The 12,416-nt window shown below is 42.5% G+C and carries 10 protein-coding genes, 1 pseudogene and 1 riboswitch; of the genes and pseudogenes, 4 read left to right on the top strand and 7 right to left on the bottom strand.

Going from position 1 to position 12,416, the window contains the following annotated elements; genetic code table 11:
- Positions 1-110 precede the first annotated feature (110 nt).
- A riboswitch (cyclic di-GMP riboswitch) is annotated at positions 111-203 on the bottom strand.
- A gap of 368 nt (positions 204-571) precedes the next feature.
- From H7F25_RS00280 to H7F25_RS00255, 6 genes are read right to left on the bottom strand one after another with little or no spacing between them, the layout of a single operon-like run.
- The gene (locus H7F25_RS00280; protein ID WP_024424298.1) at positions 572-1,375 is read right to left on the bottom strand and encodes an ABC transporter permease; all 804 of its coding nucleotides are present in this window, start codon (positions 1,373-1,375) and stop codon (positions 572-574) included.
- A complete protein-coding gene (locus tag H7F25_RS00275; RefSeq protein ID WP_025092818.1) occupies positions 1,368-2,237 on the bottom strand; it encodes an ABC transporter permease in 870 nt (289 codons plus the stop codon). Before H7F25_RS00275 ends, H7F25_RS00280 begins: the two co-directional genes overlap by 8 nt.
- Positions 2,237-3,328, bottom strand: a complete 1,092-nt coding sequence (locus H7F25_RS00270; protein ID WP_024427274.1) for an ABC transporter ATP-binding protein — start codon at positions 3,326-3,328, stop codon at positions 2,237-2,239. The genes H7F25_RS00275 and H7F25_RS00270 overlap by 1 nt, the downstream gene beginning before the upstream one ends.
- An 8-nt stretch (positions 3,329-3,336) precedes the next feature.
- The gene (locus H7F25_RS00265) at positions 3,337-4,422 is read right to left on the bottom strand and encodes an ABC transporter substrate-binding protein (protein ID WP_024427273.1); all 1,086 of its coding nucleotides are present in this window, start codon (positions 4,420-4,422) and stop codon (positions 3,337-3,339) included.
- Positions 4,419-6,407 carry a hydantoinase B/oxoprolinase family protein gene (locus H7F25_RS00260; RefSeq protein WP_185854081.1) on the bottom strand — a complete coding sequence of 663 codons (1,989 nt, stop codon included), beginning with the start codon at positions 6,405-6,407 and terminating at the stop codon, positions 4,419-4,421. Before H7F25_RS00260 ends, H7F25_RS00265 begins: the two co-directional genes overlap by 4 nt.
- Positions 6,397-8,466, bottom strand: a complete 2,070-nt coding sequence (locus tag H7F25_RS00255; RefSeq protein ID WP_185854080.1) for a hydantoinase/oxoprolinase family protein — start codon at positions 8,464-8,466, stop codon at positions 6,397-6,399. The genes H7F25_RS00260 and H7F25_RS00255 overlap by 11 nt, the downstream gene beginning before the upstream one ends.
- Before the next feature lie 367 nt (positions 8,467-8,833).
- Here H7F25_RS00255 and H7F25_RS00250 point away from each other — a divergent pair, with 367 nt between their 5' ends.
- The 4 genes and pseudogenes from H7F25_RS00250 to H7F25_RS00240 all read left to right on the top strand — a co-directional run bounded on the left by H7F25_RS00250 (position 8,834) and on the right by H7F25_RS00240 (position 11,593).
- Positions 8,834-9,262, top strand: a complete 429-nt coding sequence (locus H7F25_RS00250) for a NucA/NucB deoxyribonuclease domain-containing protein (RefSeq protein ID WP_024424305.1) — start codon at positions 8,834-8,836, stop codon at positions 9,260-9,262.
- A gap of 70 nt (positions 9,263-9,332) precedes the next feature.
- Positions 9,333-10,100, top strand: a pseudogene (locus H7F25_RS19490) (cache domain-containing protein); the annotation flags it as partial.
- 39 nt (positions 10,101-10,139) lie between these two features.
- Positions 10,140-11,087: a methyl-accepting chemotaxis protein gene (locus tag H7F25_RS19485; protein WP_370880873.1), complete on the top strand. Its 948-nt coding sequence runs from the start codon at positions 10,140-10,142 to the stop codon at positions 11,085-11,087.
- Between the two features lie 119 nt (positions 11,088-11,206).
- Positions 11,207-11,593 (top strand): competence protein ComJ, encoded by a 387-nt coding sequence (locus H7F25_RS00240; RefSeq protein ID WP_041106618.1) that lies wholly within the window; start codon positions 11,207-11,209, stop codon positions 11,591-11,593.
- A 1-nt stretch (position 11,594) separates the two neighbouring features.
- Here the strand turns inward: H7F25_RS00240 and H7F25_RS00235 are convergent, their stop codons facing one another.
- Positions 11,595-12,401 (bottom strand): AAC(3) family N-acetyltransferase, encoded by an 807-nt coding sequence (locus tag H7F25_RS00235; protein ID WP_185854078.1) that lies wholly within the window; start codon positions 12,399-12,401, stop codon positions 11,595-11,597.
- Positions 12,402-12,416: the final 15 nt, after the last annotated feature.

Raw genomic sequence — 12,416 nt, 5'->3', positions numbered from 1 at the left:
ATTTCACCCTGCACCCTCTATATCAAAAGAACCAAGTCTATTTCATTAAAATAGACGGTTAAACCGAAAAGGAGCCCACCCCGAATAAAACGGAGGGACTCCCTTTTTCATTCGGTAGCCTGCCGACCTTAGCAAAAAAGAATCATTTACCTTAGGACATGGCTTTGCGTCTCTATGTTTCCATAGATTTGCCTTTTTCTTCTTTTCTTTTAGATATTTTCTATTTACGTCCACTTTATATGAAAATATTGTTTTTTTCACCGAAAAATGGGTGTAAAGATTCATGCGTTATACCGAAGGGATCCTGTGAGAATTGACGATATTTACCGAAAATAACTAATAATAGTTGCGTTCAACCGAAAATAATCGACTAAATACCGCAAAAATTTCATATTTTCCCTTAAATTTTGAAAATATGACCGAAAATGTAGGATAGAGGTCTCCTTGCGTTCCCCGCAAATTCTTAAATCTTAAGAACTATATTCCCTAAAAAAGTGAATTTTTTTACTGTAAAAACAACAAAAAAAAGAGCTGTCATTTCAAATGACAACTCCTTGTTTCTTCATTATATTTACATCACCTTAGACAGACCAATCGTTTTTTCAATAATGAGCAGCGCAATGATAGAAATGATAATAAATATGACAGATATCGCATTGACACTTGGATCAAAGGTCTGCTCAATGTAATTAAAGGTCCTGACAGGAATTGTAATGGTTTGAGGAGAGGAAACGAACAAACTGATCGATATTTCCCCAAATGACGTCACAGCTGAAAACACCCCTCCTGCAATGATTCCCGGCTTAATCAAAGGTAATGTGACTCGAAAAAACGTGCGAATGGGTCCTGCGCCAAGATTCATTGAAGCCAGCTCAAGCCGCGGATCTAAATTCGAAACACTCACGCCTACCGTTCGAACCACATAGGGAAAACCAATGATGACGTGACCAATGACGAGCGCCCACAAAGACCCTGTAAAACCCATAGCCGTAAACAAGTAAAGCATTGCAATCCCTAACACCACCTGAGGAATCATGAGAGGTGACAGAATGAAAGCTTGGACAGCCTCCTTTCCCTTAAAGGAAAGCCTTGCTAAAGCATACGAAGCCATTGTCCCTAAAAGAACCGTGAGAGGCGTCACGATGAACAGCAGAATCACACTGATCCGAAGAGATTCCATCCATTCTGGATTTGACACGACCTCATGAAACCAGCGCACAGAGAACGAAGTCGGTGGAAATTCAGGAAAGGCATTTGGACTAAAAGCAGATAGGACGATCACAAGAACAGGTATGGTTAAAAAAAGATAAACCAATGACCCAGCAGTCCAAATCAGGATGGAAAGCAAGCGGTCACCTATTGACTTTTTACGCATGCATCCTCGCCTCCCAACGCTTCAATAAATAGCTTAATAGACTGACTACCACAAGCACACAAACCAATAATGTAAAGGACATAGCTGCAGCAAGAGGCAGATTATACACCTGCATGACCTGCTGATAAATTGACAGCGGCAGCAGCGGCTGCATCCGTCCGCCGACTAACAGCGGGGTGATATAACTTCCTGCTGCCAATGAGAAGACGATGATCGCGCCAGTCACCATGCCTGGAATGGTCAGTGGTAAGGTGACATGAAAAAAGGTTCGAATCCGGCCAGCTCCAAGACTCATAGAAGCCGGTCTTAAGTGACGATCCATATCGGTTAAGCTTGTTGCGATCGGCAGTACTGCAAATGGCAGCATGACTTGGACATAGGCAATAATGACCGCATTCATATTCCACAGCATCGAGAGCGGCTTCTCAATCACCTGTAAATCTAGTAACATGCCATTGATCAGACCATTTTGCGAAAGAAGAACAATCCATGCAAATGTCCGAATCACAACACTTGTCAAAAGCGGCGACACAAGTAGGATATAGAAAAATGCCCGCAAACGCGGATTAGGTGCTTTGACGAGCACGTATGCTGCGGGGTATGCCATCAATAAACAAATCACCGTTGTCTGCAAAGCCACCCACACAGTACTTCCAATCGCCTTTACATATGCATCTGTCGTGAACACATGCATATATTGAGAAAAGCTATACGTTTGTAATGTATTCATCATCGAATCGACATCGCGAAAACTGAGAACGAGCATCATCACCAGAGGAGCTAGTAAAAATACTACAAGAAACAAACAGGCTGGCAGCAGCATAAACCAATGAAATCGTTGATTCTTTTTCTTGATTCGCATCACGTATGCACCTTCGAATCTAAGAAAACGATATCTTCAGGCTGCCAATGGATATGGACGGTTTCTCCAACTTCAGGCAGTTCGGGAAATGCCGCATCAGAAGCATGGACAATGATTTCACCATTATCAAGCCCCACAACCAAACGTAATGAATGCCCAATATAACTCACATCTGACAGCACGCCTGATACATGGTTCGGCTTTACTTCCTCCCGCTCAGAAGAGATGCTGATTCTTTCAGGACGCAGCATAAGCAGTTGCTTTTCCCTCTTCTCTTGATGTGCCGCAGCCTGCAGCTGAAGATGCTGACCGTTTGAATGGGTGACATGCGGAACTGTAAATGCCGCATCAGCTTCATTGTACACGGCCTCAAAGATGTTCACCTGTCCGATGAATTCAGCTACAAATCGATTGTTTGGCTGGCGGTACACCTCTAAAGGCGTCCCAATCTGCTGAATTCTTCCCTCTCCTAAAATTCCAACCCGATCAGAAAGGCTTAAGGCTTCCTCTTGATCATGTGTCACAAGAATGGTGGTAATCCCGACATTCCTTTGAATATTTCGCAGCTCTGTCTGCATGTTTTTTCTTAGTTTGGCATCTAGATTGCTGAGCGGTTCATCAAGAAGGAGAACAGACGGCTGAATCGCCAGCGCTCTTGCAATCGCTACCCGCTGCTGCTGACCACCGCTTAATTGGTGGGGCATCCGTTTCGCAAATGCCTCTAATTGAACAAGAGACAAGCTTTCCATTACCTTCTCTTTAATTTCCGCCTTCTTTTTCTTTTGAACCTTTAGCCCGTACGCCACATTATCAAATACAGTCAGATGTGGAAAAAGTGCATAGCTTTGAAAGACCATACCTGTTTTTCTTTGGTAAGGCGGCAAAGCTGTCACATCCTGATCGCCAATATAGACGACGCCTTTTGTTGGTTCTAAAAAACCGCCAATGATGTTTAATAATGTTGATTTTCCGCAGCCGCTAGGACCAAGAAGGGAGAAAAACTCTCCCTCATTCACCGTAAGACTGACATCGTTGAGAGCAATCTGCTCACCGAAGTGCTGACTGATGTGTTCTAAATGAATTCCACTCATGCGATCACCTATTTTCCTCCGCCTAATACTTCGTTCCATCGATTTGTCCAATTGCCAAGCTCAGAGGTCGCTGTTTCATAATCTACCCACGTCAGCTTGCTGTAATAATTTTCTCCAACTTTCACTTTCCCCTTAATCTTGTCATCGTATTTCACATCAGAATTCGACATGCCATAATAAGATTTTTCCGAGAAAGCCTCCTGAGCTTCTTTTCCACTTAAGTAGTTTAATAGTTTGTACGCCGCTTCTTCATGCGGACTTCCCTTCGTTAAAGCCCAGCTCGCAACAGCTGCAACAGCACCTTCTTTCGGATATGAAAAACCAATATCCATGCCTTCTTCTTCAAGTGCAAATACTCGTCCGTCCCAATATGGAACAGCCGCAACATCCCCACGTTCTAACAAGGTTTGAATCGATCCTGGGTTATCTGGAAAAGCAGCAACATGACCTTTTAACTGCGCGAGACTTTTAAATGCTTTATCAATATCCTTAGGATTTGATTCTGTCCCCCCTTGCGCATGAACAAGTGCAGAGAAAAATTGCAAACCGGCTGAATAAGTCGGAGATGAAATGGCTACCTTCCCTTTCAGCTGACTGCTCCATAGGTCAGTCCAGCTGTTTGGTTCCTGCTTGACGAGGTCTTTTCTATAAGCAATACCAAGCTGCCCCATACTAAAACCTGCTGCATATTGTTTTCCATTCACAGTAAGCTTCTTTTGGACAGAACGGTAAAGCTTTTTGACGTTCGGCGCTTGATCTTCATCAATAGGCGCAAGAACGTTTGCCGCGATACCTCTTTGAATCGTATCAGGCTGTAAGATTAGTAAGTCATATGGTGGATTTTTCCCATTTGACGCTTTTAATTTTGTAAACCATTCAGAATCCGCCCCAGAGACGGTTTGCACTTTAATTCCTGTATCTTTTTCAAACTTTTCGAGGATTGGTTTGATATTCTTTTCCCAATCGCCTCCATATACGCCAACAATCACAGTCTGCTGCTGTTTGCCTTGATCCTTTCCATTTCCACCACAAGCGGTCAGCAGTACAACGATTGATAGGATGCCTGCAAAAATAGCGATTAATCTTCTTTTCATGATTCATTTCCCCCTTTTTGTCCATTCATTTGACGAAGTGCTTGAGTAATATCTTTCGTTGTTAACGGCTCTTTTCTATGACTGAAATGTTGATGAACTGCATGTTTATAGTGCGTACGTTCATTAGCCGGATAGGAACGAAGCTTAACGGCTAGCTCACTGCTGGCTTCGTCCGTCCATACTTTCTCATAAGCTGCTCTTTGTTCTCCGAAATCCCACACGTCAGTAGATGGAGAATGATTAACCTTTTCACGTACCCTGCTCGTCTGCTCCTCATCAATCTTCCATTCATTTTGGTCTAAATATATTTTCACACCATATTGCTGCAGCGCTCTTTCTTCACTTAATAGACCTGCTTCCACTTCCTGAAGGACTTTTTCTTTCTTCCTGTCAAATGGATTCCCCCAGCCGCCTCCACTTGGTGAAATCAATTGAACGATATCGCCTTTATCAAGTCGCAAGACATCTATTTTGGGCTGGTCTTGTTTCTCACCATTAGCTGTGATCAGCTTGACCTCACCAACCGCTCCTGCTCGGCCGCCCATTAATCCCCAAGGCTGAAACTTCATCCGTTCCATTCCTCGTGCTGTCACCATCGATTCAGGCTTCATCATTTCAAATTCCAAACCAATCGCATGTCCGCCTCGATTTTCACCAGCTCCACCTGTATTCGGCAGAAGCTCATATCGGTGAACATGAATATCAATATGCTGTTCCAAACTCTCAATTGGGGTATTCTTCAAAAAGCCTGACGAATGATCAATACCGTCCACTCCATCAGTACCATTTTGAGCACCTCCGCCTCCGCCTAATGGTTCGACAACGGACATTTTCCTGCCACCCGTTTGATCATCAGGTACAGAGAGAACCACAATGGCAGATTGACCTGCACCTGCTGCCGGCACTGCTTCAGGCAGCAGCTTACCAATGGCGCCTAGCACGACATTGTACAGCCTCATCGTAATCGAATGCCGAATTCCGACAGAGGCAGGGTATTCTGGGTGCACCAGCGTTCCTTTAGGAGAGACCACGTCAATTGGATACGTTATTCCACCATTAATCGGTATAAAAGGATCCTTACTAATGATGTAATTAATCAACCCTTGATAAAGAAAGGAATGCTTCTGACCATTGGTGACAAGGTTAAAGGCTGTTTTTACTTGCGGATCACACTCAGAAAAATCGAGCGTCAGCCGTTTCCCTTTGATCGTTAGCTTGATTTTCAACCGAATAGGGACGTCTGAGATCATATCATCATCTAAATAATCAGCAAATTCACTCGTTCCATCCGGTATAGCTTCAATGACCTTTCCAGCACGATCCTCGGCTTGCTTCAGCAAGTCTATCATTCCTTGTTTCACTTCGTTTTTTCCGAATTTCTCAATCATTTCTTTTAACCGAATATCTGCTGTATTCACTGCAGCAATCATCGCATTGATATCACCATCATTTAGATGACTAGCGCGGCTGTTAGCTCTTAAAAAGGTACGTACGACCTGATTCTCTTTTCCGCCTTCATAAATTTTTACTGGCGGAATTCTTAATCCTTCTTGATGAACATCCGTTGCTGTCGGTGAAATACTCGAAGGCACAAGTCCACCCACATCACTGACATGAACAAAAGACCAAGCATAGCTTACGATTTCATCATCTACAAAAATCGGCTTAATGATATGGACATCTGGCAGGTGAGTCGCCAAACCATCTGTCGTATAAGGATCATTAGTGATGATAATGTCTCCTGGCTGCATCGGCCCGCTTTCTTCAATCGCCTTTTTTAGACTCAGCCCTAAAAAGATCGTCACACCCACTGTCTTCGGATAAACAAAGAAATCTCCAGAAGGCGTGGCTAATGCTGTCGCAAAGTCAGCAGATTCTTTGACGAAGGTCGTAAATGACGTTCGTTCAATGACATGTCCCATGCCTGATGCAATCGCATTAAAATAACTGCGCATCATCTCAAGCTTTGCTGGATCAGTTCTCATGTAAAGCTGCCTCCTTTGAAATCACTAAGTTACCTGATGGATCAATGCTGCCTGCCCAGTTTGGCAAAATTAATGTTGTTGTATCATCCTGCTCAATAACGGCTGGTCCATTAACAATAGAACCTACTGACAGAGTATCCCGGTTATAAACCGATGCTTCGTATTCTTTTTCCTCTATAAAGATTCGTCTATATTCATATGGTTTCAAAGACTGTCCGCTGCTTTCATGAACAGGTGAAAAAGGCAGAGGAGGCGTCTCGCCTATGACTCGAACGCGTAAATGAGTAAACTCGATGTTTGCCTGATCATCCCTATGACCATATTGTCGTTGATGCAGTTTGTGAAAGGCTTCAATGAGTTGGTGGATGTCTTGTTCTTGTTTTAGCCAATCAATCGATAATGGCAATTCAATCTCAAATGCCTGTCCTTGATAACGTGCGTCTGCTAATAATAGAATGGATGTTTGATTGATATGCTGAATGTCCTGCTGGCTGACCCAATCAGCCGCTTTTCGCGACAGCTTCTCATAATCTTGTTTTAGTTGGTTGATCGAATAGTCTTGTAAGCATATTTTCTTCGACAGCACCGCATCATGAATAAAGTCAGCGGTCAGAGCACCTAATGCACATAATGTACCCGGACTCGGAGGAACAACCACATTTTTCGCATGAATTTCTCTCGCAAGAAAATTCGCCACAACCGGCCCTGCTCCGCCAAACGCCAGCAAACTAAAATCTCTAGGGTCAAATCCTTGCTGCTCCATCACATTGCTTAATTCTGTGTACATATTGGCTACGGCTACTTGAATGAGCTGGTCAGCCGCCTCTTCAACCGTTTTGTTGAGCTGATCAGCAATTGGCTGAAAGGCCTTTTTCGCCGCAGACAACTGTAATTGTAAATGTCCTCCGGCAAAACGTTCTTGATTGAGATAACCGCATATAAGAAACGCATCAGTTAAAGCTGCTTTTTCTCCCTTTCCATACGAAGCTGGTCCCGGATTTGAGCCAACTGATTCTGGCCCCGCTTTTAGAAGTCCGCCCTGATCAATCCATGCTACCGAACCTCCTCCTGCTCCTATTGAATACATCGCTACAGATGGGAGAATAATTGGAAAGCCTGAAAGCTGATTCGATTGAGCCATTGTAGGCTGTCCATTTTGAATAATCGAGATATCTGCACTCGTCCCCCCGACATCAAAAGTGATCAGGTTGGGTTCACTAGCTGATGCTGCAATTCTCGCCGCACCGATGACACCAGCTGCCGGACCAGAAAAGAGAGTCTTAACAGGCGAAGTTGCCGCACTTTCTGCATCCATTAAACCACCATTTGATTGTGTAATGTATGGAGAAATTGGTACACCTTCTTCCTTCAAACGACTTTTCAGTGTTTGTAAATACTGTTTCACCTTTGGTTGAATGTACAAATTAACAACAGACATCACTGTACGCTCGTATTCCCTCATTTGAGGCCATAATTCAGATGAAGTAAGGACTTCTAACTGTGGATAATGATGATTGATATAGGCTTTTGCCTGTAATTCATGAACTGGGTTTTGATAACTATGTAAAAAAGAAATGACGATGCCTGCTAGATTTTTAGATATAACATGCTGGACTGCATCATCTAACTGCTGCAGATAGAGAGGGTTTTTGATCGTACCATCGTGTATCAACCTTTCAGAGATTGGATATACATGCTTCCGAGGTATCAATGGTTCTGGCAAACGAGAATTGAAGTCATAAGGAATGGGTAGTCGTAAACGTTGAAGTGACAATATATCTTGAAATCCTTCTGTCACAAAAAGGGCTAAATCTGCTCCTTTTCGCTGCAATAATGTATTAAGACCGATTGTCATTCCGTGAACGAGGTATTGGATGTTGGATAAATCAACACCTCTTTTTTTTAGAAGATTTAACCCATTGATAATACCTTGGGCTGGGTCATCAGTCACTGTGGGTGTCTTGAGTTCAGTCAGCTCCCCTGTTGCTTCATTTATCAACGATAAATCAGTAAATGTTCCGCCTATGTCTATTCCGAGCCGGTATGAGACATCCGCCATTTGTACTTCCCTCCTACAATGTAATTAGAATCATATTTTGATAAATTACGACATTTTTTGATATTTGACTCCATATTATTAAAGCAGATCGGTCTAGTCAATTTTATTTTTTTGAAATTTCTGTGTGTTAAATTCTTGAAATTAGCTCAAAAAGCAGTGATAAAGCCATTTTGGATGAGCATAATCGTTTTATGATCTACAAAATTAAAATTTTTATGAATTTCTACAAAAATGAAAAACAAGAAATCAAGTAAAATCTGTTTTTTGAATTTTAAAAGGCGTTTTTTCAAAACCAGGAGAAATTGGTAAGTAATTCTGCTATACTTCTGTTTACAAAATACGCAAACAAGAAAGAGAGCCAGCACCTATGAAACTTCTTAAAATGATTCTCTTGCTTTTATTGATTGTTATTGGTGTAGCAACAGGCTATATCCAGCTGGAGCAAGGGAAACAAGAGACAGCGAATTCATCTTATGACAAAACGATTCATTTTCCATCAGACCGCTATCCCGAAACAGCCAAGCACATAGAAGAAGCCATTGATGAAGGTCATTCATCCATTTGTACAATTGACCGTAAACATAGTGATGAGCAGAGGGATCGATCATTACATGGCGTTCCAACAAAGCGCGGGTATGATCGTGACGAATGGCCAATGGCAATGTGCAAAGAAGGAGGCACAGGAGCTTCTGTCAAATATGTACGCCCTTCTGATAATAGAGGCGCAGGCTCGTGGGTGAGTCATCAATTATCGGATGATCCTGACGGCACAAGAATTCAATTTATCATCGATTAGCAGCCTTTCCCTTTTCTATATTAAAAAAATTTTCACATGACTGCATGCAGGTATTTTAAACACTTTTTTCATGCCGATAATCCTTAAGGAGGGATATCCTACCTTATACCTAAAGGAGTTAAAAAGCATGAAGAAAAAGGGAAAACTGAGGCTTGGCGCCAAAATTTTGCTGATCTTTTTAAGTGTCCTCATCATCTTTTCCGCAGTTGTTGGTTATGTGGTGAATCGCGAGATGACAGAAAACATCAAGCATATGGCAACTGAAAAAGCAAAAGGTGATTTAAAACTAGGCTACGCCTACCTGAATGAAAAAGTAGAAGGCTCGTGGCAGATTAAAGAGAACAAGCTATTCAAAGGAAATACGCAAATGAATGATCATGACACATTGGTTGACCAATTAGCCGAATATACCGGTGATACCATCACGATTTTTCAAGGAAATACCCGCGTTGCTACGAATGTCATGTTAAACGGGAAACGAGCTGTAGGTACAGAAGTCTCTCCTGAAGTGAAGACCACTGTTTTAGATAAAGGAGAAAACTATTACGGCACTGCAAATGTTGCCGGGAAAGACTATCAAACGGCTTATATGCCGATCAAAAATGAAGCAGGCGAAACAATTGGTATTTTTTATACTGGCGCCAATCAAAGCATGATTTCACAAATGCTTCAGTCATTCTATATACAATTTGTCATCGTCCTTTTGTTAAGTCTGATCGTTTCGGTCATCATTATTTCTATTTTCACTAAACGGATTCAGGCACGTCTCAAGCATATGGCTTCTGCCATTAAGAGTGCAGGCGAAGGTGATTTAACCATCAATGTGACGGATACTGCTGGTGATGAATTGTCTGATCTGGCTGGCCATTTCAATAAGATGCGTGAAAAACTAAATCAAACCATTCTAAATGTCATGAACACGTCTGAATTAGTGGCCACATCCTCTGAGCAGCTGTCAGCTAGCGCAGAAGAAACAAGTGCAGCATCAGAAAAAATCACCTACACGATTCAAGAAGTGGCACAATCTTCAGAAGAACAGTCCACTCAAATGACAGCTAGTGAGCACAAAATGATTCAAGTATCAAACGAGCTGGCAAACATCACTGAAAATGCAGGACAAATGGCTTCAAGAAGTCACTCCGCACAAGAAGTGGCCCAAAAAGGTGTACACAATATCGGTGAAGTTCATTCACAAATGACGTCTATTGCCAAATCAATTGAAGAAAATGGTACAGCGATTCAAGCATTGGAAACACGTTCAGCTGAAATTGATCATATTTCCAAAGTCATTACAGATATCGCCAGCCAGACAAACCTGCTAGCTCTTAATGCAGCAATTGAAGCAGCACGGGCAGGTGAGCATGGAAAAGGATTTGCTGTTGTCGCAGACGAAGTGAGAAAGCTTGCAGAAGAATCTCAAGCATCATCAAACATGATTTCCCATCTCATTTCTGAAATACAAAAAGAGATGACTCATTCGACGAATGCCATCAAACGAGTAAGAGAGGAAGCGGCTCAAGGGGCTGTACTTATCTCTCATACAGAGGAATCATTTCATGATATCCAGCAGTCGATGAGAGAAATGGCGAATGGCATTAAGCATTTATCAAGTGCATCACAAAAAATCGCAGCTTATACAAACGATGCGAAACAGTCTTTTGCGTCTATTACAGAAGGCGTGAAACGAACGAGTGAACATTCACAGCAAGTAGCCGGTTTAACAGAAGAACAATTTGCTGCAATGGAAGAAGTAACAGCTTCATCAGAAGCGCTTGCCCATTTAGCAGGAGATTTAAAAGCAATGGTCTCGCAATTTCACATCTAGATCCCACACCAAATAGCGCAAGACGGCGACAATCGTCTTGCTGCCTAACTTTCTCCTCAAGAATCACTCTTTAACCATTCACGTTCCAACGAAAATCCATAAATAAAGGAGTTTTTTATATGAATCACTTAAATCAAGCCTATTCCCTATCTATCTCCTACCACCAAATCACGGTATACACCGGAAGCGAAACACCACCTGTTATTGATTGGACAGATGAGGACATTCTTCAAGGATTTGCAACGGGAGATCAAGGAGTTTCCTTTGAAGGAATCAATAATGGAAAGGCGTCTATTATTGTGACATTAAATAGCGATGAGCCCCAAGTCTCGGTTGATAGAGCCATAACAGTTCCCTTTACGCTTACAAGTGACCAAGTTTATATCACAAGCGTCATGGCCCATGTGCTGTCTTTCTCCATTCCAAAAGGAAACTATCAGCTTACCTGCTACACCTCACAGCAGCCTGATCAAGACGTTTATTATGTAAATTTCCAAACAGTGTAGATTACGACTGATCGTATAGATCAAGCCACTGTTCCGCATAGTCTACCGATTCTCTCATGGGCAGTAAATATGAACTGGCAAGTCCAATTTGATTGTGCTGATGGATGCCTCCTGATTGCAGAAAATCACGGCCAATCTGTTCAAATAGTTCTTCTCTTGTGATGATATCTTGGTACTCTTTCCATACCCTCCACCCATTCTCTAAAATAGGGGCTCCTCTTGTCATGAGGTCCTGCTGAGGGATTCGGTATTCAGCTAGATGAAAAGCTGTCATGCTCTCAAATGATGCACCAAGCAGCAGCACTTGAGCATGAAGATCATACATGCGGCCAAGAGGCGACTGCTCTCCTAATCCAAAGGAAAGTGCATGGTGTTTCAGAATTTCATGTTTTCTTTTCCCCCAGGCGGTGAATGAAAAATGGGGATGATTGCTTCTCGCCACGCCTGGGTATTTCCAAAATGTTTCCGCCACCTTTCCCATTGCTGCTGGCGTCGTGTAAGCTGGGTCAAATGCGGGCATTGTTTCTTTGATCGATTTCCACCATGAATAAGGAACAGGCGGATCGATCCAATCGGCGGGATCAGAAAGCTCTAACGTTTGTGCCGGCATAATCAGTGTCCCCTCTTCTGTTAAGGTTTCCATCAATGCTTGTATGACGGCTACAGCGCCTCCGTTTACCCAGCCGATTGATGATAAAGATGAATGAACACATAAAATCATGCCCTTTTTCACACCAAGTTGAACCAAGTCTGCTTTGATTCTTTCCTTTGTCATCGGTTCAGCTTGATTTTCGATTAATTTTTGCATCGTTCCTTTTCCTCC

The organism is Bacillus sp. PAMC28571 (assembly GCF_014250435.1).
In the GTDB taxonomy this organism is placed as follows: Bacteria; Bacillota; Bacilli; order Bacillales; family Bacillaceae; genus Bacillus; species Bacillus safensis.
The sequence above is the reverse complement of the archived record's forward strand: the minus strand, read 5'-3'. Positions and strand labels throughout refer to the sequence as shown.